At 72.5% G+C, this 23,869-nt stretch carries 17 protein-coding genes and 1 other RNA gene; 3 read left to right on the top strand and 15 right to left on the bottom strand.

Annotated features, from left to right (window positions below; genetic code table 11):
- Nucleotides 1-13: 13 nt before the first annotated feature.
- The 5 genes from Q8791_RS16015 to Q8791_RS15995 form a co-directional block, all read right to left on the bottom strand.
- Nucleotides 14-4,465: an alpha-(1->3)-arabinofuranosyltransferase gene (locus tag Q8791_RS16015; protein WP_330092505.1), complete on the bottom strand. Its 4,452-nt coding sequence runs from the start codon at nt 4,463-4,465 to the stop codon at nt 14-16.
- The gene (locus Q8791_RS16010; RefSeq protein WP_330092504.1) at nt 4,462-5,922 is read right to left on the bottom strand and encodes a glycosyltransferase family 4 protein; all 1,461 of its coding nucleotides are present in this window, start codon (nt 5,920-5,922) and stop codon (nt 4,462-4,464) included. The genes Q8791_RS16015 and Q8791_RS16010 overlap by 4 nt, the downstream gene beginning before the upstream one ends.
- Before the next feature lie 231 nt (nt 5,923-6,153).
- Nucleotides 6,154-6,294 carry a hypothetical protein gene (locus Q8791_RS16005; RefSeq protein WP_330092503.1) on the bottom strand — a complete coding sequence of 47 codons (141 nt, stop codon included), beginning with the start codon at nt 6,292-6,294 and terminating at the stop codon, nt 6,154-6,156.
- Complete coding sequence (locus Q8791_RS16000) at nt 6,291-8,324, bottom strand: hypothetical protein (protein ID WP_330092502.1); 2,034 nt, start codon at nt 8,322-8,324, stop codon at nt 6,291-6,293. Before Q8791_RS16000 ends, Q8791_RS16005 begins: the two co-directional genes overlap by 4 nt.
- A complete protein-coding gene (locus Q8791_RS15995) occupies nt 8,324-10,246 on the bottom strand; it encodes a GDSL-type esterase/lipase family protein (RefSeq protein WP_330092501.1) in 1,923 nt (640 codons plus the stop codon). The genes Q8791_RS16000 and Q8791_RS15995 overlap by 1 nt, the downstream gene beginning before the upstream one ends.
- 300 nt (nt 10,247-10,546) lie before the next feature.
- Here Q8791_RS15995 and Q8791_RS15990 point away from each other — a divergent pair, with 300 nt between their 5' ends.
- On the top strand, nt 10,547-11,479 hold the full coding sequence (locus Q8791_RS15990) for a hypothetical protein (protein WP_330092500.1): 933 nt from the start codon (nt 10,547-10,549) through the stop codon (nt 11,477-11,479).
- A 167-nt stretch (nt 11,480-11,646) separates the two neighbouring features.
- Here the strand turns inward: Q8791_RS15990 and Q8791_RS15985 are convergent, their stop codons facing one another.
- The gene (locus Q8791_RS15985) at nt 11,647-12,162 is read right to left on the bottom strand and encodes an NADPH-dependent FMN reductase (protein WP_330092499.1); all 516 of its coding nucleotides are present in this window, start codon (nt 12,160-12,162) and stop codon (nt 11,647-11,649) included.
- Between the two features lie 619 nt (nt 12,163-12,781).
- On the opposite strand from Q8791_RS15985, the gene nagA reads away from it, so the two are divergent.
- Nucleotides 12,782-13,933: an N-acetylglucosamine-6-phosphate deacetylase gene (nagA, locus tag Q8791_RS15980; RefSeq protein ID WP_330092498.1), complete on the top strand. Its 1,152-nt coding sequence runs from the start codon at nt 12,782-12,784 to the stop codon at nt 13,931-13,933.
- A 104-nt stretch (nt 13,934-14,037) separates the two neighbouring features.
- Nucleotides 14,038-14,346 carry a hypothetical protein gene (locus Q8791_RS15975; RefSeq protein ID WP_330092497.1) on the top strand — a complete coding sequence of 103 codons (309 nt, stop codon included), beginning with the start codon at nt 14,038-14,040 and terminating at the stop codon, nt 14,344-14,346.
- A 354-nt stretch (nt 14,347-14,700) separates the two neighbouring features.
- On the opposite strand, the gene Q8791_RS15970 is transcribed toward Q8791_RS15975, so the two are convergent.
- The 9 genes from Q8791_RS15970 to prfB form a co-directional block, all read right to left on the bottom strand.
- A complete protein-coding gene (locus tag Q8791_RS15970; RefSeq protein ID WP_330092496.1) occupies nt 14,701-15,504 on the bottom strand; it encodes a class I SAM-dependent methyltransferase in 804 nt (267 codons plus the stop codon).
- A gap of 146 nt (nt 15,505-15,650) precedes the next feature.
- The gene (locus tag Q8791_RS15965) at nt 15,651-16,421 is read right to left on the bottom strand and encodes a DUF2812 domain-containing protein (protein ID WP_330092495.1); all 771 of its coding nucleotides are present in this window, start codon (nt 16,419-16,421) and stop codon (nt 15,651-15,653) included.
- Complete coding sequence (locus tag Q8791_RS15960; protein ID WP_330092494.1) at nt 16,418-16,750, bottom strand: PadR family transcriptional regulator; 333 nt, start codon at nt 16,748-16,750, stop codon at nt 16,418-16,420. The genes Q8791_RS15965 and Q8791_RS15960 overlap by 4 nt, the downstream gene beginning before the upstream one ends.
- A 501-nt stretch (nt 16,751-17,251) precedes the next feature.
- Nucleotides 17,252-17,623: a transfer-messenger RNA gene (gene ssrA / locus Q8791_RS15955) on the bottom strand.
- Nucleotides 17,624-18,021: 398 nt separating this feature from the next.
- On the bottom strand, nt 18,022-19,965 hold the full coding sequence (locus Q8791_RS15950; RefSeq protein ID WP_330092493.1) for a penicillin-binding transpeptidase domain-containing protein: 1,944 nt from the start codon (nt 19,963-19,965) through the stop codon (nt 18,022-18,024).
- A gap of 23 nt (nt 19,966-19,988) precedes the next feature.
- On the bottom strand, nt 19,989-20,456 hold the full coding sequence (gene smpB, locus Q8791_RS15945; RefSeq protein ID WP_330092492.1) for an SsrA-binding protein SmpB: 468 nt from the start codon (nt 20,454-20,456) through the stop codon (nt 19,989-19,991).
- 73 nt (nt 20,457-20,529) lie between these two features.
- Nucleotides 20,530-21,441, bottom strand: a complete 912-nt coding sequence (gene ftsX, locus Q8791_RS15940; protein WP_330092491.1) for a permease-like cell division protein FtsX — start codon at nt 21,439-21,441, stop codon at nt 20,530-20,532.
- A gap of 58 nt (nt 21,442-21,499) precedes the next feature.
- Nucleotides 21,500-22,189, bottom strand: a complete 690-nt coding sequence (gene ftsE / locus Q8791_RS15935; protein WP_267948329.1) for a cell division ATP-binding protein FtsE — start codon at nt 22,187-22,189, stop codon at nt 21,500-21,502.
- A 542-nt stretch (nt 22,190-22,731) separates the two neighbouring features.
- Complete coding sequence (prfB, locus tag Q8791_RS15930; RefSeq protein ID WP_407942006.1) at nt 22,732-23,841, bottom strand: peptide chain release factor 2; 1,110 nt, start codon at nt 23,839-23,841, stop codon at nt 22,732-22,734.
- Between the last annotated feature and the right edge of the window lie 28 nt (nt 23,842-23,869).

Below are 23,869 nucleotides of genomic sequence, written 5' to 3'. Positions count from 1 at the left end.
GCCTCGATCGCGCTCACGTGCGGGCCTCCTCCGGGTCGGGCTCCCTCAGGTCGTCGTCGGGCCGCGGCGCTCCCGGGGCGGCGGGGCCGTCCGCGCCGTCCGCCGCCGGCTCCCGCACCGCCCCGGGTCCGGAGGCGTCCCGGGTGACCGGAGCCGTCGCGAGCGCGCTGGCCGACGGCGGGTCGGCGTCGGCGGGTTCGTCGTCGCCGCGCTGCCCCAGGGCGAGGACGAGCCTGGCCAGCGCGGGCAGGCAGAGCAGTTGGGCGACCCAGCCGCGCATCGCTCCCCCGAACGCCTCCGTGACGTCGTGGAAGGGCATGTACAGGGCCAGGTAGGTGCCCAGGGCCATGGACAGCCCGGCCAGTCCCAGCGACACCACCGGCGGCCACGGCCCGGCCAGGTGGGGCAGCAGTCGGCCGCCCATCGACGGGCGTCCCGGCTTCGCGTGCCGCAGGCTCCGAGGCGCTCGGCGGCCCAGCCACCACATGCATAGCAGGATCACGCCGACCAGGGCCGCACCGGCCCAGCCCGCGACCCAGACCCCGTAGGCCAGCCCGAGGGGCAGCACCGCCCAGCGGTTCAGCCACCCGGAGCCCACCGGGGGCAGGGCCCGGGAGCCGCGCGGGGGCGAGGTGCGGACGGCGCGCCCGCCGGGCAGGAGTCGGCGGGGCCACAGGGCCGCCACCACCAGGACGGCGGCCAGGCCCGCGCCCACGGCGAGGGCCCGGTGGTAGGCGGTGTCGGGCGTGTACGTCAGGGTGACCGTGCCCGCACTGCCCGCGGGCAGGACCCAGGCCTGCTTCCACCCCTCCAGGCGGATCGGCTCCAGCGGCCCGTCCGCGCCCTCCAGGGCCGCCCGCCAGCCCTCGTTGAAGTTCTCGTTGACGACCAGGAAGCTGTCCTCGTCGACGTCCACGTCGAAGCGGCGCTCGCCGGGCCCCCACTCGTGCAGGGCCTCCACCTCGGCCGTGGTGACCTCGGCCCGGTCCGGGACCTGCCCGGCGGACCCGATGAGCGCCGAGCGCACCTCGTAGCGGTTGCCCGGGTCGACCACGACCCGGTTCTCGCCCTCGACCATGTCCAGGTCCGTGCAGCTCTCGTAGCGCAGCGGCCGACCGGTGAGCTGGTCGGCGAGCGTCCCCTCGCTGATCCGCGTCTCCACCCGCTGCTCGTTGACCCGCAGGGTGGGGCCCAGCCCGCAGGCGGTGGAGGCGTCGCCCTCCGGGAGCGGGTCCACCGGCTCCACACCGGGCAGTTCGACGGTGCCGATCTCCAGGGCCTGCCCCTCGGGGCGCTCGAACGTCACCCGCAGCGACGAGGCCGTGAACTCGGCGAAGTCCACCCGGCCGCTGCCGTCCAGCCATCCCTCGCGGACGGTGTCGCCGCCCTCGACGGTCACCCGGATCGGCCGCATCACGCTGTCGGCGCGCGGGAACTCGACCGCGAGGTGGCCGATGGCGGTGGGAGCCCCCAGGTCGATGTCGAGCCAGGGGTTCTTCTCCTCCGGGTCCGGATACCAGACGGTGCTCCCGTCGTCGTCCAGAACGCCCCGGCCCATCGCTGCCGGATGCTCCACGGCGGTGGAGGACGCGGTCACGTGCGGGTGGGGGCTGGCCCTGTTCGCGGCGTTCTCCGCCTCCCTGGGGTCGGTGAGCACCACCTCGCCGGACACGGAGTGCGGTGAGGAGGCAGCGGCGGCCGACAGCTCGAACGTGCGGTCCAGGCTGCGCGCGTCCTCCCCCTGCACCTGGAGGCGCGGGTTGCACACCCACACGTGGGAGCCCTCCATGCAGCCGGGCGCGGTCCCGGTGGAACCGGTGAACAACAGGTTCCCTGCGTCGCCGGGGCCGGGCACACGCAGGGTGCGGTCCAGTTCGAGGCCGGGAACGGAGATGGAGGCGATCCCCACCCGGGTGCCGAACCGGTACTCCGGTTCCCAGGCGAGCTCGTCCACGCGCACCCGGAGCGTGCCGGTGAGCCCGGGCGGGGCCATGAGCTCCTGGGGCTCCGCGGTCTCCGCGACGGGCACCTCCACCTCGCCCGTGTCGGTCACCAGGGTGACGCGGGAGGGCGGCGGCTCGTCGGCGAGCTGCTCGAAGGCGATGGCGAGACCGGTGAGGTCCTGGGGCTCGGAGAACTCGACCTCGATCCACTGGCCCAGGGCTCCGGTGAAGGCGCTGGACCGCCACGAGGTGGTGAGGTCGTCGTCGAGCGCGGCGTGCGGCGCGCGCCCGGGGTCGCGGTCGCCTGCTCGGGCGCCGGCGCCGCTCTCGGACGAGGAGGCGCTCACCGCGTCGATCCCGATGTCCTCCGCGTGGGCGACGTGGTCCTCCCAGGCCGGGTCGATGACGTCGGGCGCGGGGACGTCGCGTTCGAGTTCCTCGTCCTCCGTCAGGGTCGCCGACACGTTGCGGCGCACGTCGGGGTAGACGACCTCGCGGCGTCGGGCGGTGTCGGTGACGATCGTGTCCTCGGCGGCGATCCCGGCGGCGCCGGGGTCGTCACCCAGCAGGACGGGGCGGTCGTCGGTGACCAGGCCCTGTTCGGCCAGGTGCAGCAGGGACTCCGGACCGCCCGTGACCCGCAGCGTCCCCTCCGAGGGGACGGTGCCCACGACCGGGGCGGCGTCCCCTACCTCGTAGACGGTCAGGGCCGGGTACGGCTGGTCGAACCACTGGGAGGCGGAGTGGTGGTCGAGCGAGCCGATCACCGGACCGAACTCGGCGGCCTCGGTGACGCCCGGCGAGTTCTGGAGGGCCTGGTGGACGCGGGCGGGCCAGCCGCCGTTGTTGGCGGTCCGCTGGAGGTCGTTGCGGACGACCAGGTGGGTGACGCCCATGCGGGCGAGGGTGTCGGCGAGTCCAGGGGAACCGCGCCCGGAGGAGACCCTCTGGTCGATCTCGTGGGTGATGCGGGAGACGCCGGCGGAACCCCAGGGGATGATCTGGTGGTTGGTCCACGCTCCGTCCAGGAGCGGTTGCAGGGGTTCGTCGAGGGGGCGGCCCCACTCGTACTCCCCGCGTGCCGAACCGGGCAGCGCCATGGTCATGCCGCGCTCGTCGGAGCGGTCCTCCAGCCAGTCGGCGGCCTCGTACCAGTACTCGGGGATCCGCTCGTACCCCCCCGCCGGTGCGATGCCGACGGCGCCGATGGGCACGAGGGTGATGAGGAAGACGGAGGAGGCGCCGCCCGCGACGGCGCGGCGGACGCGCCCGGGGACGGGGCCGCCGGTCCGGTCCGCGCGGTCCCGCGCCACCACGACCGGCAGGTGGGCCAGGCCCAGGACCAGCGGAAGTCGGATCAGCGCGTCGAACTTGTGCACGTTCCGGAACGGGGAGAGCGCCCCGTCGAGGAGTGCGCGCATCGTCCCGGCGAAGGGCCCGGTGAGGTCGCCGGTGAAACCCGCGACGATGATCGCGGTACCGGTGAGCAGGCTCGCGATGAGGAAGAGGCGTTCGGGGGTGCGCCGGTTGACGAGCCCGGCCAGGCCGATCCCGGCGACCAGCGCGGTGGCCGCGATCAGCCAGGGGGTGGTGGACAGCTCCGCGCCCGAGGGCAGCGCGGTGTTGCCCTGGTCGGGGAGGAAGCCCATCCAGTTGGAGGTGCCGCGCAGCGCGTTGAGCAGCGACGCGACGCCGGTGGTGACGGCCGCGTCCTCGGTGTAGGGCATGAACGAGTACACGTACCGCGACATGATGAGCAGCGGCGCGACGTACCAGAACGAGGCGAGGACCAGGGCGGCCGTCCACCAGGCCATGAGCCGCCACTTGCGCGGGCCGTTGGCCCGGGTGAGCAGGTAGAGGCCGGGGACGACCAGGACGGCCAGTTCGGAGGCGGCGTTGGTGCCGCCGCACAGCAGGAACGCCAGGCCGGAGAGCAGCGCCATGCGCGCGGGCGGGTACCCCCGCCCGGCCCCCAGGACGAGGGGCAGCAGGATCCACGGCATCAGCAGCATGGGCTGCAACTCGGCCGAGTTGTACGACAGGAGCGTGAGCACGCGCGGGGCGAGGGCGTAGGCGACGCCGGCCAGGATGCGCGTGTTGACGGTCCCGATGCCCATCGCCTCGGCGACCTTGTAGACGCCGACGAACGCGGCGACGAGCAGGACCGCCATCCACAGCCGCTGGATGAGCCAGTCGGGCATGCCCAGCGAGTCGAACAGCAGGTGGAAGGGGCCGTTGGGGAAGAAGTACCCGTAGGCCTGGTTCTGGAGCTGCCCGAAGTAGGAGGCGTCCCACAGGTGGAGGGCCCGCTCCATGAACCCCAGGGGGTTGGCCGTCAGGTCGATCTTGGTGTCGCTGACGATCCTGCCGGGGTCGATGCTCGCTGCCAGAGCGCCCAGTAGCAGACACACCGTGAGGACCTTGAGCCGCGCGAGCAGCTTCTCGTCCAGTCTTCCGCGGGGGGCGGTCGGTGTGCTGGAATCCTCCGGTTCGCGCCTGGCGGTGGATTCCGCCGAAGTCACATTCGCTCTTTCCTGCCTGCTGCCTCGTCCGGGAGGCCTGGGGTGTTCGTGGTGGCCGGGACCGTTCCGGCACGGGGGTGTTCGGGGGCGCCGTCGGGGAGGCCGAGTTCGGCGGCGGCCAGTCGGGCCATCCGCGCACCGCTGGCCTCCCAGGTGAACCGGGACGCCCACGCGCGGCAGGCATGTCGGACCGCCTCGGCCCGCCGGGGGTCGGACAGTTCCTCGACGGCCCGGGCGACCGCGTCGGCGAGGTCCTCGCCGTCGCGGACCAGCCACCCGGTCTCGCCGTCTCGTACGGAATCGCGAAGTCCGTCCACATCGTAGGCCACGGTCGGCACGCCGAGTCGTGCGGCCTCGATGACGGTCAGGCCCCAGCCCTCGAACTCGGACGCGGTGACGTGGAGGTCGCAGGACGCCAGGACGCCGTTCTTGTCCTCCTCGGAGAGGAAGCCGTGCAGGCGGACCCGGTCTCCGGTGCCCTCGCGGTCGATCTGGTCGGCGAGGTGGTCGCCCTCGGGGCCGCGCCCGATGATGTGCACCTTCAGGTCGGGGTGTTCGTCGCGCAGCCGGTGCGCGAGGCCGACCACCTGGGAGACGCGCTTCTGGACGACGAGGCGGCCGAGGCTGACGACGGCCGGGCGCCCGAGCCCGCCGGGCCCGGTGTCGAGGGTGGAGGGGGAGCCCGGGTGGGGCTGCGCCGGAGGCGACGGTTGAGGGTGGTGGAGGGCGACGGGGAGAGGTGACTGCGCCGGAGGCGACGGTTGAGGGTGGTGGAGGGCGACGGGCGGGCCGCCGTTGTGCACGATCTCGATGGGCGCCCGCCAGCCGAGCTTGTCGCGCATGGCCCGGCGGGAGGACTCCGACACGGTGACGGTGGTGCAGCCGCGGTACACGCGCGAGGCCACGGCCGACTCGATGAAGCGGCCCACCCAGGCCAGGGGCGCGGCGAAGTAGGCGTTGAACTGGAGGTCGTGCACGTGGTGGACGACGCTGACCACCCGGGTGCTGCGGCGCAGCACGAGCCGGGACAGGAACGGGATGCCGTTCATGCAGTCGAAGGCGAGCTGGTACTCGCGCCGCCACAGGGCCAGCCACGCCATGACGCGCGGGTAGACGGTGAACCTGCCGCCCATGCGGCGGATGACGATGCCGTCCCGGGTCTCGACCCGGGCCTGGTGGGGTTCACGGCTGGTGAGGAAGGTGACGATGGCGCCGCGTTCGGCCAGGTGCCGGCTGATCCGCCAGGCGTACTCCTCGGCTCCCCCGGCGGCGGCCTGCCAGGGGTCGCGCCAGTTGATCATGACCAGGCGGACGCCGTCGAGGCGCGGTCCGAGGTCGATGGCGGCCTCCGTGTCGGCTTCCGCCGGGGCCGGGGCGGGAACGGTGGTGGCGGCCGGGGTCGCGGTGACCCGGGGCAGGTCGGGCTCCGCCCCGTGGCGGACCTTCTGGAAGACCACACGCTCTCCTTCCGCGCGGTGTCCGGTCGGGCCGGGCGCGGCCACCTTCCGCATGCGCTCGGAGACGCACGGCGATCACGCGGGCGAAGGGTGGAACGCACGCCGAACAGACCCATCGACCGGGCGTCTGTGGGGGGTGGCGGCCGGGACGGGAGCCGGGGCCGCAGGGGTGGGGGTGGGGCGCCCCGCTGGGGACGAGGCGCCCGCCGTCCTCCGTCGAACGCGGGCGTCCTAGCGGTCGCCGTAGTTGTAGAGGGTTTCGTTCACCGGCTCCGCGGTCGCGGTCGTGTCCGTGGCGAGGTTGGTGGCCAGCACAGTGGCACCTCCCGCCAGGGCCGCGCCGATGACGCAGGCGGCGATTACCTTGATCACTTGGGGATCTCCTTCCGCGCGCCCGGCCCCGAACTGGGACCGGAGCACTGGAAAACGAGACTAGAACCTGATCTAGCCATAGACCAGATGATTGCCCCAACTGTAACTAACCCACCGGTAACTTCCAACCCCGGAACATGGGCTTTGTCTGCCTTGATGTGCTGATCCTGGACCTCGATCAGCACCATGTCATCCCCCTCGACCACCACGGACAGGCCGTCGACCCCAGACCAGAACTGGTTATCGACCGGCGCCGACACCGCCACGTAGCGCACACCCGCCCCGGCCAGGACCCCGGCGTCCGGGCTCTCCGGCAGCCCGGTCGCGGGGTCGGGCCGCAACAGCGCTGCGAACTCCCTGGCCCTGGCGTCCTCACCGGTCACCACCACCGCGCCGCCGTCCGGGGTGCCGACCACCAGGTCGTCGTTCCAGACGGTCCTCCGGTCGAAGAGCCTGGTGGCCGGGTCCAGCACGACAACGGGCCGACCGGACCAGTCGACACCCCGGTAGGCACTCCACGGGAGCACCAGGACCGCGCCGGGGCGCTCGTCCGCGGCCACGACCCTCTGGGCCTCCAGCCAGGCGTCGGGATAGCCGGCGGGGGCCAGCGCTCCGCCCGCGCCCCACAGGAGCCCGGGGAGGGACACCACGGGCAGGAGCCCCGCGAACACCGCGACCACCACCCGCCACAGCACCACCGAGGACGCAGGGGAGCCCGCCCTCCCGGTCGCGGTCCCGTCTCCCCCGGGGGCCCCGCCCGCGCCCCGACTGCGGGCGCCCACAACCGGGGCCGCCGACGCCCCGTCCGCCGGGGACCCCGCCAGCCACAGCACCGCCGCGCCGAGCCCGAGCGCCTGCACCAGCGCCAGGGGCGCGACGTAGAGCTGGCCGTCCCGCAGCACCCCGAACCCGGGCCACACGCCGATCAGCCCCGCCACGGCCTCCCTCCCGGGAGCGGTGGTGCCGAGCAGGGCGATCACGAGGCCCACGGCGGCGGCCACCGAGAGCCCTGCGCCGAAGGCGGGCCGCGCCCTCCGCAGCGACCACGCCCAGCCCGCCAGCGCCATCAGACACAGGAGCATCCGCACGGCAGCCGTCACCGGTTCGCCGTACCCGGGCGGGACCGCACCGGAGTTCCACACCCCGCCGAGGAGCAGGAGGGAACCCGCGACGCCGAAGGGGGTGTCGGACCGCGCCGCGAACGCCTCCACCCCGCCCGGGTCGGTCCCCGCGCCGCTCGTCAGCGACGGCAGCAGCCACGGCAGCGCGACCGTCAGCAGTGCCAGAAGCAACAGCCCGGTCCGGACCCACCACCGCCCGCCGGGCCCCTCCGGGAGGGCCTCGGCCTCCGGCCGCGGGGTCGGCCCGTCAGCGGGCGCACCCGCCCCCCGGGTGCGCAGCACCGCGACCGGCCCCGCCGTGAGCCCGGCCAGCACCACCGACGAGAAGCCGCCCACGGCGGCCGGGACGAGCGCGCGCACGAGCCCGGCGAACCCCGCCGCCGGCCGGACCACGGCCGATCGGGCGACCGCGCCCACCACCCACGGCAGCCCCGCGTAGCCCAGGAGCATGGCCCACTGCCCCAGCAGGAGGCGTTCGGCGACGAACGGGTTCCACACGTACGCCAGGCCAGCCGCGGCCGACGCCGCCAGCACTCCGGCCCGAGCCGGCCCGCGGCCTCCCAGCGCACGCGCGGACAGGACGGCCGCCCCCGCCCCGCCCACGGCGAACACCGCCAGCAGCAGGAGCGCCTGCACCGCGTCGCCCGGCAGGAGACCCGACAGGGCGGCGACCACGGCGTCGCTGGGCACGGCCCGGGGGAACCCGTCGGCGCCGGCGAGCACCGTGCCCAACGACAGGTCGGGCACGAAGACCATGTCGTAGCGGAGCACGTACCCGGGTCCGAGCGCCGGACCGAGCGCCGCACCCCCCGCGAGCAGCCCCACCGCCCACGGCAGCAGGCGGGCCGCCCACGGGCGCAGCCCGGGCGCGCCCGGCTCCCCGCCCGCGGCACCGCTCCGCGTTGCCATCAGCCGCCCGCCAGGAGGACGCTGTCGGAGAACCCGCCCTCCACGTAGTCGCGGTAGGAGCGGACGACGAGCTCGTAGTCGCCGGACACCGTCGCCGTCCAGCGCGGCTCCTCCCCCGCCGAGCCGAGGGTGCGCCATCCCTCCCCGGCCTCGGGACCGCGCCCGTCGCGCCGCCCGCAGCCGCCGTCCGGCTCCGAGGGGGCGGGCTGGGGCACCGCGGGGGCCGGCTCCGGTACGGGTTCGGGCCGGGGCGTGTCCGTCGGCGCCGGGTCCGGCGCCGGAGGGGACGGCTCCGCACCCCCGTCCGGCGGTGCGGCGCCGCCCCCGTCGTCCGGGCGCCCCGGCATGCCGTCCCCGTCCGCGAGAACCACGGGAGAGCGCCGTTCGTCGGCGGACACACAGTTCAGCGGCCGTACCCACACCTCGTAGTGGGAGGCCTCCTCCACCGCGTCCCACACCACGGCCGCCCCGCCGTCACGGACCCTGATCCCCTCGGGCCCCGGGGGCGGGTCGTCGTCCCACACCAGTTGCAGGGGCTCGGACTCCGCGCCTTCGTCCCTGCCCTTGAACGGGCGCACGACGAACTCGTACCGTGCACCGCTGAACAGGGACTCCACCAGCACGGACCTCCTACCGCCGTCGTCCTCCACGTCGACGGGCAGCACCGTCGCCCCGTCCGGGTCCGGCTCCACCCGCCGCTGCACCACCCGGTAGCCGGTCGCCCCCGGCACGGCCTCCCAGCTGAGCACGAGGCCGTCGTCGGACTCCTCCGCGAGGGGTTCGGGAGCGGTCAGCGGCCCCACCGGCAGGTGCGGCAGCGGGCGCTCGAACGCCCGGCCGACCCCCAGCGGCTCGGCGAGGGCGTCGGCGAAGGCCGCGGCGATCCTCAGTTCACCGCGTGCGTTCGGGTGGGCCTCGTCCCAGTTGTCCCGGGCCGGCGCGTACCCGTCGGCGACCCGGGCGACGACCACGGGCGAGTCACTGGAGGTGAGCTGCTGGGCGAGGTCGACCAGGCCCATGTTGAACCGGGAGATCTCCTCGTTGAACCGGCCGTCGTCCCCGGTGCCCTCCACCGCGGGGAGCTCACCGATGACGAACCGGGTCTCACCCCGCACGACGCGGACCGTGGACACCGTCTCCCCGACGCCCTCCAAGGCGTGGTCGGCGCCGTTCCCGGCCAGGATGTCCTCGGTTCCGGCGAGGAGCAGCAGGTACTGGGGGTCGTGTTCGGCGGCCACCTCCGCCACACCGGTGGCGAGCTCCCGGGTGGACGTCCCCCAGCGCGCCGCGTGGTCGGTGTCGAAGCCGGCGTCCGCGTAGTCCCGGTCGCCGAACTCCTCGTCGTCGAGCCCGTACAGGTCGTCGTAGGGGCCGACGAAGTCGATCTCGACGCCTGCCTCCCGCAGGTGCGACCACAGGTGGAAGCGCCAGGTGTAGTCACCGCTGCTGCCCTGCGTCAGGGAGTCGCCGACCAGCATGAGGCGCAGCTCCCCGTCGGGAGGGCCCGGCACCGTGACGGGTTCGTCGGCGAGCCCGCCTCCGCCGGCGCCGAGGCCCCCGGCCCCGGTCTGGAGGAGCAGGAGGGTGACGGCCATCGCCGCGAGCATGACCCCGAGCAGGCCGAGCGGGCCGGGCTCGAAGCGCGAGGAGCGGTACCTCCACGCGGCCGGGCGCGGCCAGGACAGGTCCCGCCACGAGAGGTCCCGCCAGGGGTGGTCCCGCACGTACTCGCGCCAGGCCGGCGGAGGGAACCCCGCCCACCGCGCCCGGGGCCGCGCACCGGCGGCCGCCTCCCCGGGGGGACCACCGGCGGGGTCCGGGACACCGGGTACACCACCCCCCTCCGCCGCGCTCGACGGGTCGTCCCCCTCTCCCCGGGGCGTCGGGGTGTCCTCGTCGGGCTCGCCTGGGTCCTGCACCATGCCCCATTCCTCGCCGTCGCGCCCTTCAGCATCCCCGGAACAGGTTCTATACCCAATCACGGAGACACACCGTTCCTTGCCGGTCAGACGAGGACAGGGGCTCGTCAGACCAGACTAGAACTGGTTATATAGAGGTCGTCAACCTTCCAAAGACCTCCGGCGGCCGATAGGGGCCGCGCATCCCGACGTTAGCGCCAGTACCCCCTCGGCGGGGCCCGGCCCCGCCCCGGCACTGCCGCGCACCGCACCGGAGCGCGACCCTCCCCCGCCCGCGCCGTCCCCGAGCCGAAAGGCCCCATCGTGATCGGACTCCTGGTCGCGCTGCTGTCCGCCGTGGTCTACACCGTCGGCCTGAGCGTGCAGCAGCGTGCGCTGCACGGGTCGGAGTCGATCTCGGTCGACCGGCCGCTCCACCTGGCCCGGGTCCTGCTCGGCAACCCCCGCTGGGTGTTCGGCTGCCTGTTCACCGCCCTGGGCAGCGTGGGGCTCATCGTCTCCCTCGGCCTGGCACCGGTGTCGGTGGCGCAGCCCGCGTTCGCGGCCGGGGTGGCCTGCGGCATCCTCGTCGTCACGCTCGTCGTGGGCGAGCGCATCACCCGGGGCGAATACGTGGCCCTGGCCCTCATGCCGGTCGCCCTCGGCCTGCTCACCCTGTCCACCGCCGACGGGTCCGGGACCGGGACCACCGCCGACACCGGCCTGCTCGTCACCGTCAGCCTGGTGACCGTGGTGGTGTGCCTGGCCGTGGTGGCCTTCACCAGCGGCGGCGGGCGGTACATGTCGGCGGCGGCCCTGGGGGCCGCGGCCGGGTTCGCCCAGGGAAGCGCCGGGCTCCAGGGCAAGGGCCTGGGCGGGCTGCTGGCCGACCACGGCCTGTGGGCCGCGATCGTCCCCGCGCTCCTCTCCCCCTACCCCTACCTGTACGCGGTCGGGTGGGCGGTGGGCATCGTCCTCTTCCAGACCTCGCTCCAGCGTTCCCGCGCGTCGATCACCGCGCCGGTGTCCAACGTCGCGGGCAACGTCTTCATGGTCGTGATGGGCACGATCCTGTTCGGGGAGCAACTGCCCGACGACCCGGTCATGCTGGCGCTGCGGGTCGGCGGCTTCGCACTGACCCTGGTCGTGGTGGTCCTGGTGCGCGGCAACGTGGCCCAGGCCGAGGCCGACACCAGTCGCAGCCGGGCGGTCTGCGCCGACCCCGCGCGGACCGGGACGGACGCCTCCGGAGCCTGAGACCGCTCCACCACCCGGGTCACCGCATCCGGGGAGGAGGGCGCCGCGGGCGCCGTCCACGGGCGCCCGGGGCCGGTCGCCGACCGGTGAGGCTCCACCCCGCGGACGACGGGCGGGCCCGCACCCGCGGTGTCGCGGGTACGGGCCCGCCCGGGGGCGAAGAAGGGTCAGGCGGCCACGGACACGGCCTGGCGCAGACCCGGGGCGGCGACGTCCGCCCAGGCCTGCACGACACTGTCGGGGCGACCGGTCTCGTCGTCTGCCAGGATCAGGCCGGGCTCGGCCACCCAGGCGCCCAGGTCGGCGAGCAGGATACGCAGGTCCTCCTCGATGCCGTGGCTGTTGCGCAGGTCGTCCACGACGGCGAGCGGAACCGCGACGGTGTGGCCCAGACCCAGCTCGGGGAGCCGGTCGAGGAAGACCTTGAGCAGACCGGTGTAGGTGCCGTGCGCCTGCGGGGAGGCGACGAGCAGGACGTCGCTCTCCCGCACCCTGTCCAGGGCGGCGTCGACGGCTTCGGAGGACTCGGCGAGCAGCGCGGGGCCCAGCTCCGCGAGGTCGATGACGTCGGGGGTGGAGGTGACGCCCGCGCGGGCGGCGACCTCCGAGGCGGCGCGCAGGGCTGCGTCGCGGACGGAGGAACGGGACTGGGGGGCGGCGACGAGCACGGTGAAGCGGGTCATGCGGAACTCCTGGGTTCGGTCAGAGCGAGCCGGGATCGACCGGAGGAAACGTCGGGGGCGGCGATCGGGGTGCTGACACCGGAGAGGACGTCGTTCCTCTTACCGACACGGGGAGTGGACCTCGTCGTCCGGAACTCGGTGTGTCGGGCCTGGCAGGGATGCTCCGCGGGCCGGGAATACGACCCGGGCCCAGAACTGGGAGTGATGAGCGTCCGGTGTCTGCGGTAGGGCACGGTCACGGGGTACACCCGTGGCGCGGGGCTGCGGCCCCGCAAGGCACTAGCTACGACAGAGCGCGCTCGCCTGCTGTCTCAGATCGACATGCAGGCGCTGGACAAGCAGCTCACCGGCGGACATGCCTCCATCATGAGGCGCGTCGGCCGCTATCGTCAATGCGTGCCGACTCCCCGCGTCGTGGCCGTGCCGCCCGAACCCGCACCGTCCAGCCCTCGGACAGTCGTCCCAGAGAGCGGAATCGCCCAGCTCCGCTGGGGATACGGGGTGCGGCGGGGAGAGGCGCACCCCCTTCCACGCAGCACTGTCACACCGGTGTAATTTGCGCCACACACCCTTCGCCCTCCCGTTCACCGGGCGCCGCAGACGCAGAGAGAGCTCGAACATGGCCCACACCCCCGTCACGCTCACCAACGCGCGCGTCGTGACCCCCGACGGAGTCCACGACGGCCGGCTGCGCGTCGAGAACGGCCGCGTGGCCGCGCTCGGCCCGGACACCCCCTCCCCCGCCGCGCCCCCGACCGGTGAGGTCCGCGACCTCGGCGGCGCCTGGGTCGTACCGGGCCTGGTCGACACCCACATCCACGGCGGCGCCGGACACGCCTTCCCCGACGCCGACCCGGAGGGCGCCCTCGCGACCGTCGCCTTCAACCGCCGACACGGAGTGACCTCCCTGGTGGGAGGCCTGGTGGCGGCCACCCCCGACGACACCCTCCGCCAGGTGGCGGCACTGGCCGAGCTGTGCGACGCGGGCGAGCTCGCCGGGATCTACCTGGAGGGCCCGTTCATCGCCCGCTCGAAGTGCGGGGCCCACGACCCGGAGCTGCTGCGCGACCCGGACACCGCCGAGTTCGACCGCTGGCTGGAGGCCGGCCGGGGCCACGTACGGATGGTCACGGTCGCGCCCGAGCTTCCCGGAGCGCTGGACCTGATCCGGGCCGCGGCCTCCTCGGGGGTGGTGGCTGCTGTGGGCCACACCGAGGCCGACTACGAGCGGACCCTGGCCGCGTTCGACGCGGGGGCGACGGTGGCCACCCACGTGTACAACGCGATGCGGCCGCTCAACCACCGGGACCCGGGCCCGATCGCGGCAGCGCTGAACGACGCCCGGGTGACGGTCGAGCTGATCATGGACAACGTGCACGTCCACCCCGGTGCGGCGGCGCTGGTGTTCTCGTCCGCGGGCGCGGACCGGGTGTCCCTGGTGACGGACGCGATGTCGGCGACCGGGCTGGGGGACGGGGAGTACACGCTGGGCGACCTGCGGGTGCGGGTGAGCGGCGGGGAGGCGCGACTGGTGGAGAACGGGGCGATCGCCTCCAGCACGATCGTGCTGCCCCAGGCGGTGCGCAACACGGTCGAGGGCCTGGGCGTCGGCGTGCCCGAGGCGGTGCGGTCCGCGTCGTCGGTTCCCGCGGCGGCGCTGGGCCTGGCCGGAGCGGGGCGGATCGAGGTCGGGGGCCACGCCGACCTCGTGGTGCTGGGCCGCGACCTCACGGTGGCCGACGTGATGTACCGGGGCGCCTGGGTGGCGTAACGGCGTGTCGTAACCCGGGTACGAAACGGCAATATAACCCTGGGTAACAATGGCGTCAGGGCAGCGAGGAGAGCACCCACGCTCGACACGAAAGGAACTGCGCCATGGCCCAGTCGAGACAGACGGAGGACGAGCAGCCGACCCAGACGCCCTCTGAGGAACACGGACACCTCGGCAAACTCGCCGGCGAACTGTCCCGTTACGCCGTCAGTGCGGACCTGGTCGACGGCGGCTCGCCCTACCTTCGGGTGAGCAACCCGGCGTCCGCGTGCGCTGTCGAGGACGTGATCTGTGAGCGCCGGGAACACGACTACGCGTTCATCGCCTCGTTCGGGGTCCACCTCGGCAGCAGCGGGAGCCTCGGAGTCACGGCCCACAAGGTGGCCTGGCTGGTGGGGGCGACCGAGGAGTGACGCCAGGACCTCCGCGCGGGACGGGGGCGGTGCCGTACGGCACCGCCCCCGTCCGTGTTCAGGGCCGTCCGCCTGCCCCGTCCCGGGGACGCAGCGCTCCGCACCGGCTCGGGGGGAGGCGCGCGTCCGCCTCCGCCTTTACAGTGTAGATTCACTCACTGCCGACCCCGCCGCGTCGGAGCGCCCACGGGGTACCGCCACCGGCGCCCGCCCACGTCAATCCGCCCACGGGCGCCGCACGGCCCGGGACGCGCGAGTGAACCGCCCGGCCCCTCCGTGCCCCTCTGTGCCCCGCCGGCCCGGCCGTCACCGGGGCCGCGGCTGCGTGCGCGGCCCCGGTGACGGCCGGGGGCGTCAGTCCGCGCCGTTGTCCGGGGCGCGGACGGTGACGCGGATCTTGGACTGGCCGTGCGGCCGTTCCTCCCAGTCGTCCATGAAGCGCGCGTCGAGACCGTGCTTCTCCGCCAGGGCGACCAGCGTCCCGGTGCGGTAGTAGAAGTCCTCCCGCAGCACCTGGTGCTCCTCGCCCTCCGTGCGGTCGAACGTGAAGTCGAAGAACCCGCCCGGGGCCAGGATCCGCCCCACGTTCGCGAGGGCCTCGTCGATCACCTCGATCGGGGAGTGCGAGAACACGCTGTGCGCGTGCACCACGTCGAAGCGGCCCTCCGGCAGGAACGAGAACGTCAGGTCCCGCGTGATCGTCAGGTGCGGCAGCTTGGACTGGAGCCCCCGCTCCGCGAGGACGCCCTTGGCGGCGATGAGGATGTCCGGGGAGATGTCGATCCCGTAGTAGCCGCCCTCGTCCAGGTAGTCGATCAGCCTCCACCCGGCCCGCAGGTTGCCGCAGCCGATGTCCAGCATCCGGTGCCCGGGCTCGAGTCCGTGCTCGACCAGGTAGTCGAACTGCATCCGGCCCAGCGCCAGCCAGCGCTCCTCGCTCTGGCTGCCCACGGCCGCCCTGGGGTCCCTGGCGGCATCGGAGGCCATCACCGCCCGGTAGTAGTCCACGTGGTCGCGGTGGGTCATCCGCAGCTTCCAGTCCCGGGCGGAGCGGCGCACGTAGGGCACCACCTTCCCGGGGTTGCGCAACGCGTAGCGGACCTTGTGGACCAGGGACGAACGGTTCGCGTTGAGGGATGCGGCTGTCTTGTTCGGCATCAGCAGAACTCTCGTGTCGAAGGCGCTCCGCGTGCCCGCTGGGTCACGGACAGGCGGACCCCGAGGCTACTTCCTCCGCCGCACGGGTGGAAGGGAGCCGGGCCGAGCCCCCGGATGCCGTTCCCCGGGGAGGCCCCGGGAGGGCGTCATCCGCCGGAGCGGTCCCGCCGCGCGGCCATCAGGCGTACGGCGCCCCAGATCGGGAGGAGGACGACGAGCGCCCCCACCACGGCACCGGAGAGGTACCCGGCCAGGTCGGCGGCGCCGTCGGCGTCGACCGCGCCGGACACCAGGTTCAGGATCGACCATCCGCCCGCGACGAGGGCGATCACGAGCGAGACGCCGATGGCGAGCACCCCCTTCCACCCGAAGAAGTAGCGGCGCCGCCCGGGCTCCGGCGGGGCCTCCAGTTCCGCGGCGGGACCGGCGGTGACGGAACCGGGGCGCTTGAAGTAGGCGAGGACGGACCAGCGCCCGCAGGGCTCCCAGCCCCCGGGGGCCAGCCGCTCGGCGAGGAGTTCGCGGTCCGCGCGCCCGGCGCTGATCTCCTGGCGGTACTCCCAGGTCTGGGGCCGATCCGCGGACCGCCGGCTGACGAAGCGGCCGAGCCGGTCCACCCGCTCCACCTCCCAGCCCTGAGCGCCCATCTCCGCGAGTCTGGCGGGCCCCTCGAAGGCGTCGGCGGTCCACACCAGGCTCTCCTCCTCCGGTGCGGGATCGGCGCCCGGGGCCTCCCCCTCGCCGGGGAGGCGGGTCAGCGCGGCGGCGAACTCCTCCGCCGTGCCGAACTCCTCCTCGGGGTCCGCGCCGCTCTCGGCCGTGTGGGCCGCCAGGTCGTCCAGCAGCGCCCGGGAGCGCCGGCTGTCCACGCCCTGCTCGCGCAACCTGGTGGCGAGGTCGCCGAAGTAGTCGCTCATCTGGTCTCTCCGTCCGCGAGTGCCGAACGCACCGAGGCGTCGAACTCCATCCACGCCGCGCCCTGTTCCCTGAGGAAGGCGCGTCCGTCATCGGTCAGTACGTAGTAGCGGCGTCCGGGCCCCTTCTCCGCGGCGCGGTACTCCGCGGCCACCAGCCCGGCCTCCTCCAGCCGGTTGAGCACCGGGTAGAGCGTGCCGCCGCGGATCTTGCCGAACCCGCACTCGTCCAACCGCCTGGAGATCTCGTAGCCGTAGCTCTCGCCCCCGGTCAGGTTGGCGAGGACCAGGAGGTCGAGCACCCCCTTCAGCCAGCTCGCGCGGCGGTCCATGCGTGTCCTCTCCTCCGGCGGGCGCCTCCCGCACCGGCCCCGTCGGGCCGACGGGCTCCCCGCCTCCACCTGCGGTGGCTCAGCTTGTCTACCTAGACAGTAGAGCTACCTAGTCAGGAATGCAACCTATGTAGCTCAGTCGACGATGGGGGATCCCGCGCGGGACGGCGCACGCACCCGCACACGGAGGGTCGCCCCCCAGGACATCCGCCTCCACACCGGTGCGCCCGCGCCCTCTGTCCCGGAAACGGACGGCCACTCCCTCCACCGAAGGGGTTCCGGGCGACTGCCGACAGAATGCCTTTTCCGGAGTCACCGAACGTCGGCGGGCGATTCCCTCGCGCATGCACGCCGCCGCCCGGCCATTCCGCGAGAACCGATCGAATGATCCCGGGCACGCGAAAGGCCCCGGCCCCGCCGACAGCGGCGGGACCGGGGCCCGAGACGGCGAGACGACCCCGCGCGGCGGCCTGGGCCGTCACACGGGGTCGTCTCGTCGACGAGTGGAGGTGGCGGGAATCGAACCCGCGTCCTTCAGCACCGAGCCAGGGCTTCTCCGGGTGCAGTCTGCGCTGTCGTTCTACTCGGCCTCAGCGCTTGCACAGACACATCGCTGACAGGCCCAGCCACGAAAGTGTCCCACTCGGGCCCCGTGGCCTGATCCGAGCGGTGAGTCATCTTGTTGATGCCGAGTCCTGGGCCGATGACATGCTCAGGTCGACAGAGACGCTATCGCTTAGGCAGCGAGAGCGAACTCAGTGCGCTTAGAATTGGCACTTGTGTTTATGCGAATGCAGGATTAACGAGGTCACAAACGCAACCCTCGACCCGCTTCCCCTGGAACGACTACCGAAGTCGAAACCGATCACCCCCTGTGAAATTGTCAAAGCCGTCCGTCAGACGGTCGGCCGACAGTCGGGCGGCGAACGCCCGCGCGTGCGCCACTCTACCCGTAGAACCACACGGGGGCCAAGCTGATTCCCGCCCGGGGGCGGGAATCCTCCCGGACGGGGAGAAACCCCCGTGAGCGCGGACGCGAGAAGCGGTCGACGCGGCTCACGGGGGCCGGTCGGCAGGGTCGGGCCGACCTTGTGGGAACCCGCAGGATCTCCCCCGAGATGAGGTCCTGCCCCCGCGCTGGTCCGCTGCCCCCTGACGCGGTCCCAGTCACCGGGGAAGACGCGAACGGCCCCCCGGGTGGTTGCCCGGGAGGCCGTACCCGACACGGGCCGACAGGCCGCGGCCGGTGGGAGCCTCGGCTCCTCCGACCGCTACCAGGCGACCTCCTCCTCGCTGCCGGTGAGGTCGGCCTCGTTCGTCGGCGCCTCCCCCTCGGGGGTACCGCCGGAGGCCATCGAGGCGAGGAAGGCGTTCGTGGCGTCCACCGCGTACTGCGACCACAGGGTCTGGCTCGGCTCCACCTCGGCCAGGACCGCGAAGGCGATCCCGTCCCGGTAGCCCACGAACCAGTGCAGCGCGGTGCCGTCCTGCTCCGTGCGGGCGGCCTGCCCGTACACCTCTCCCCCGTGGCCGAGCAGCTCGGGCATCCGGTTGGAGACGGCGTCGCGCATCCCCGTGCGCACCACCTCCAGGTGGGCCTCGTCCAGCGGCCCGTCCCCCGCGGGGGCCGGCCCCTCCTGCCGGACCAGGGTGGGTGCGTGCCAGGTGCCGTCCGCGACGGCGCCCGCCGCGAGCGCCATGGCCAGCGGGCTCACCCTGACCCCGTGCTCGCCGATCATGGCCGAGGCGACGTCCTCCTCGGCGTCGCCGATGGAGACGGCGCCGGAGGACGCGGGGAGGGGCAGCTGCCACTCTGCGCCGATGCCCAGCTTCTGGGAGGTCTCGGCCAGGGCGTCGGCACCCACCTGGGAACCGAGTCCCACGAACCCGACGTTGCAGATGAAGGCCAGGTTGCGGGCCAGGTCCGGCTCGCCGGCCAGGAACCCGCTGCTGGGGTTGACGTAGGTCCGGCCGCCGACCTCGGCGGAGAAGCCGCAGGGCACGGCGCCGTCGGGCGTGGTGGCGCCGGAGTCCAGCGCCGCGAGGGCCGACACCATGGTGAAGGCGCCGCCGGGCTCGTAGGAGCCGGTGAGGGCCGCGTCGTCGGTGGTGTTGCCCGAGGCGTTGGCCGCGGCCAGGACCTCGCCGCTGGCGGCGTCCACCGCCACCATGTAGCCGTTCCCGGGCAGGGTCGCCAGCCCCGCCTCGGCGGCGCTCTGCACGCCCGCGTCGAGGGTGGTGTCGATGACGCCGCTGAGCTCCCCCGCCCACGAGTCGAGGACGTCGGTGACCTCACCGCTGTCGTCCAGGGAGACGACCTGGGTGGTGCCCGAGCCGGCCAGCTCGTGCTGGAAGATGTTCTGGAGGCCGCTCAGGCCGATGGTGTCGCCCGCCTGGTAGGGGCCCGGCACACGGGAGGACACCCGGTGCTCGGACGTGCCGGCGACCTCGCCCAGGAGGAACGGCGCCATCGACGGCGTCAGGTTGATCTCGACCTCCTGCGTGTCGACCCCGGCGATCCTCCCGGCCTCTCTCAGGAGGGTGGCGTCCACGCTGGAGCCGCGCATCAGCACGAGCGGCTGGAACTGCTCGGGCGGGGCGGAGCGCACCCGGTTGAGGAGGGGGTCGGGGTCCTCCTCGAGGAGTTCGGCGAGCTGGGTGACCCCGGCCTCCTTGTCCTCCATGTCCGCGGGGAGCACGCCGAACGCGGTCACGCTGTCGGCGGAGACCAGCGGCTCCCCCTCGCGGTCGAGGATCTGTCCGCGTTCCTGGCTCTCGTAGCTGACCGCCAGGCGCTCGTTCTCGCTGAGGTCGGGGTGCAGGACGCTCGACGACCAGCTGATCTTCCAGCCGTCCGGGCCCCACACCAGGGGCATGCGGCCGGTGTAGTTCCAGGTCGGGTCGCCGATGCCGAGGTCCGCGTGCACCTCGAACTCGGCGTCGGCGGCGTCGCCGTCACGGGTGATGTGTCCCAGGCCGAAGCGCAGGGACGCCAGGTCGAGCTGTTCGCGCATGTCCGTGAGCGCACCCGCCACCGCTTCGGGGTCGCCGTCGGTGTACGCCGCGGCCCCCTCGTGGTCCCCGTCCTGCCAGGCGAGCAGGAAGGACCTGACCGCCACCTCCGGACTGGGGTTCGGTGTGCATGCGGCCAGGGTGGCGGCGAGGATCAGTGCGCTGCCGACGGCCGTGAACCGGCCAAGGGGACGGGGGGACACCGTGTGTGTTCCTTTCGGGCGCCTCATCGATTACGGCGGCGGAGCGCGCGTTCCATGTCCCGCTTCGCCTCACGCTCGGCGATGTCGTGGCGTTTGTCGTACTCACGCTTACCGCGGGCCAGAGCGATCTCGACCTTGGCCCGGCCGTCGCTGAAGTACAGGGAAAGCGGTACCAGCGTGTGACCGGGCTCCCGGGTCTTCCCGATGAGTCGGGAGATCTGCTCGCGGTGCAGGAGTAGCTTACGCGATCGGCGAGCCGCGTGGTTGGTCCAGGTGCCCTGCGAGTACTCCGGGATGTGCACGCCCTCCAGCCACACCTCGCCGTCGTTGATGTGGGCGAACCCGTCGACGAGGGAGGCCCTGCCCTGCCTGAGCGACTTGACCTCGGTGCCGGTGAGGACGAGACCCGCCTCGTAGGTCTCGTCGATGTGGTAGTCGTGCCGGGCTCGCTTGTTCTGCGCGATGAGCTTGTGCCCGGTTTCCCGTGCCACAGGTCTGTCCCTTCATACGTCCGGGGGGCACGAGGCCCCCCGGTTGTGGTCTTTCCGCCCCCTGGCGGCCGCGTCAGACCTTCAGGTAGCGGCGCAGGGTGAGGAACGAGGTCACGGCGCACAGGAGCACACCGAGGATCATCGACACACCGATGACGTACATCAGCGCGCCCGTGCCGAGGGCGACGTCGAACTGGAACCACTCCTCGATCCGGGTGAGCAGCGTGTACCTGGTGGCCACGATGAACCCGGAGGCGATCAGACCGCCGGCGAAACCGGCGATCGCGCCTTCGAGGAGGAACGGCAGCTGGATGTAGAAGTTGGACGCGCCGACCAGCCGCATGATGCCGGTCTCCCGACGGCGGCTGTAGGCGGACAGCCTGATCGTGTTGCCGATCAGCAGCGCGGCCGCGGCCAGCTGCACGAGGGCGACCACCAGGGCGGCCCACTTGAGGACGTCCAGCAGACCGAAGAACTGCTCCAGCAGGCCCTTGTCGTTGGAGACGCTGTCGACGCCCGGGGACCCCTGGACCGCGTCGCGCACCGTGTCGTAGTGCGACGGGTCGGTGAGCTGCACCCGGTAGTTGTCCGGGATGTCGCCCTCCTGGGCGGCACCGGCGAGGGCCTCGTTGGAGGCGCCGAGCCGGTCCTGGAAGTCCTGCCAGGCCTGCGCCGGGGTCAGGTACTCGTACCCCTCGACCTCGCTCATGCCGTCCAGGTTGGAGGCCAGTTCAGCGCGGTCCTCCTCCGTCGCCGCGCCGTTCTCCTCGCAGACGGTGGTCGGCGAGATGTCGGTGCACATGTAGACGGTCAGCGTGATCCGCTCGTCCCAGTAGGTGCGCATCTCGGAAACCTGCTGGTTGACCAGCAGACCGGCACCGAAAAGGCTGAGGGAGATGGCCACCGTCGTGATGACGGCGATGGTCATCGTCAGGTTTCGACGAAGGCCGATCCACGTCTCGGAGAGAACGAATTGTGCTCGCATGATCTGTTAAAGGTCCATCCTTCGGGGCTTTGCCGCGCCGGTCCTCGCGGCAAGGAGGTCAGTACGCCTGGCCGTAGACGCCGCGCGTCTGGTCGCGCACTACCAGGCCCTCTTCAAGCTCGATCACGCGCTTGCGCATCGAGTCGACGATGGCGGCGTCGTGTGTCGCCATGACGACGGTGGTGCCCGTGCGGTTGATTCGGTCCAGCACCTTCATGATGCCGATGGACGTCGCGGGGTCGATGTTTCCGGTGGGCTCGTCGGCCAGCAGGATCTGCGGGCGGTTGACGAAGGCGCGGGCGATGGCGACGCGCTGCTGCTCACCACCGGAGAGTTCGTTGGGCATCCGCCCGGCCTTGCCCTCCAGGCCGACGAGTTCGACGACCTCGGGGACGACCTTGCGGATGAACCGCCGGGGCTTGCCGATGACCTCCAGGGCGAAGGCGACGTTCTCGAAGACGTTCTTGTTCGGCAGGAGGCGGAAGTCCTGGAACACGCATCCGATGCGGCGACGCAGGTGCGGGACCTTCCAGTTGGAAAGCCGCGCGAGGTCCTTGCCGGCGACGTGGACGCGTCCCTTGTCGGGCTTCTCCTCCTTGAGCACCAAGCGGAGAAAGGTCGACTTTCCGGAGCCGGACGGGCCCACCAGGAAGACGAACTCGCCCTTGTCCACGTCGATGGAAACACCGTCGAGCGCGGGGCGCTTCTGGGTCGGGTACTGCTTGGTGACGTTCTCGAAGTGGATCACAGGCGCATCACAAGGCTCTCGAAGGTATGGGCGACCTGGCGGAGGAACTCCGCTCGGGATCGTACCGGCCACATGGCCAACCGACAGTGTAGAGGGGGGAGCGGCCCGGATTGTCCAGGGCGCGTCTCACCCGCAACATCAGTGCACTATCGGACAACAGCCATGAGCATATCGGAGGTGTCAACCGATGATAACGTTCACATATAGCAACTTCGGTAAAACTGCGGAGTCGTACTCATCACCATTGGGCTACGAGGACCCCGAGCACCCCACGCGACTCACCCGCAGTATTCGTTCGGCGACCGGGCGTGTCTCCGCCCGCAGGCGGGGACACGGTCCCGGTGCCGGGGACTCCCCCAGGCCGCGTTCCGCGGATCATTCCGGGCTCACGTCCCCCAGACTGCCTCTCGCCGCGCCGACTGCGCTCGGACAGCCAAACCCGGGCTGACCCGCGCTACCCGTCTTGCGAGAGATGGCCCGGAAACCGCTCGCGTCGATCGGCGCAAGCGCCGAGTCAACCGAAAGCATCCACAGAACACGCCCTAGCCGTCCTGGCGTTCGCGACTGCGCATCCACCGGATCTCGGCGTCGATGAAGTCGTCGATCTCACCGTCGAGGACCGCTGACGTGTTGCCGGTCTCCTTGCCGGTCCGCACGTCCTTGACGCTCTGGTACGGCTGCAGCACGTAGTTGCGCATCTGGGTTCCCCAGCTGCTCACCGAGTCGCCGCGGATCTCGTCCAGCGCCGCCTGCTCCTCCTCCCGCTTGCGGGCGAGGAGCTTGGACTGGAGCATCGACATCGCGGTCGCCTTGTTCTGCAGCTGCGAGCGCTCGTTCTGGCAGGACACCACGATCCCGGTCGGCAGGTGGGTGATGCGCACCGCCGAGTCGGTGGTGTTGACGCCCTGTCCGCCCGGACCGCTGGAGCGGTACACGTCGATCCGCAGCTCGGTCTTCTCGTCGATCTCGATGTGGTCGCTCTTCTCGACCATCGGCACGACGTCGACGCCCGCGAAGGACGTCTGGCGCCGGTTCTGGTTGTCGAACGGCGAGATGCGCACCAGGCGGTGCGTGCCGTGCTCGCCGCGCAGGGTGCCGTAGGCGAAGGCCGACTTGACCGCGAAGGACGTGGACTTGATGCCCGCCTCCTCCGCGTAGGAGGTCTCGTAGACCTCCGTCGGGTAGCCGTGCCGCTCGGCCCAGCGCAGGTACATGCGCTGCAGCATCTGCGCCCAGTCGGCGGCGTCGACCCCTCCCGCCTGGGAGTTGATGGTGACGATGGCCTCGCTCTCGTCGTGCGGGCCGTTGAGCAGGGTCCGCACCTCCAGCTCGCCGATCTCCTTGCGCAGCTGTTCGAGCTCGCGGTCGGCCTCGTCCCTGGTGTCCGCGTCGTCCTCGACCTCGGCCAGCTCGAAGAGCACACCGAGGTCGTCGAGCCGCTGGCTGATGCCGCTGAGCTTGTTGACCGTGGACTCCAGGCTGGAGAGTCGGCGCGTCACCTTCTGCGCGTTGTCCTGGTCGGCCCACAGCTCGGGGTCCGCGGACTGCTCGCGCAACTCGGCGATCTGGGTGCCCATCGCCTCCAGGTCCAACACTGCGGAGACGCTCGCCAGCGTCGCCGCGAGTTCTTTGATCTTCTCTGCTGGGTCCATGTCTGCCACGGTCCCCAGTGTAGGACCC

The sequence above is a fragment of the Nocardiopsis codii genome, assembly GCF_036327455.1.
In the GTDB taxonomy this organism is placed as follows: Bacteria; Actinomycetota; Actinomycetes; order Streptosporangiales; family Streptosporangiaceae; genus Nocardiopsis; species Nocardiopsis codii.
This window is presented reverse-complemented; position numbering and strand designations above follow the sequence as displayed.

Coding starts and splice junctions, on each gene's coding strand:
- Q8791_RS15985 (WP_330092499.1), bottom strand. CDS start 12,162: ATGACCCGCTTCACCGTGCTCGTCGCCGCCCCCCAGTCCCGTTCCTCC.
- nagA (WP_330092498.1), top strand. CDS start 12,782: ATGGCCCACACCCCCGTCACGCTCACCAACGCGCGCGTCGTGACCCCC.
- Q8791_RS15965 (WP_330092495.1), bottom strand. CDS start 16,421: ATGAGCGACTACTTCGGCGACCTCGCCACCAGGTTGCGCGAGCAGGGC.
- Q8791_RS15960 (WP_330092494.1), bottom strand. CDS start 16,750: ATGGACCGCCGCGCGAGCTGGCTGAAGGGGGTGCTCGACCTCCTGGTC.
- Q8791_RS15970 (WP_330092496.1), bottom strand. CDS start 15,504: ATGCCGAACAAGACAGCCGCATCCCTCAACGCGAACCGTTCGTCCCTG.
- Q8791_RS16000 (WP_330092502.1), bottom strand. CDS start 8,324: ATGGCAACGCGGAGCGGTGCCGCGGGCGGGGAGCCGGGCGCGCCCGGG.
- Q8791_RS15975 (WP_330092497.1), top strand. CDS start 14,038: ATGGCCCAGTCGAGACAGACGGAGGACGAGCAGCCGACCCAGACGCCC.
- ftsX (WP_330092491.1), bottom strand. CDS start 21,441: ATGCGAGCACAATTCGTTCTCTCCGAGACGTGGATCGGCCTTCGTCGA.
- Q8791_RS15995 (WP_330092501.1), bottom strand. CDS start 10,246: ATGGTGCAGGACCCAGGCGAGCCCGACGAGGACACCCCGACGCCCCGG.
- prfB (WP_407942006.1), bottom strand. CDS start 23,841: ATGGACCCAGCAGAGAAGATCAAAGAACTCGCGGCGACGCTGGCGAGC.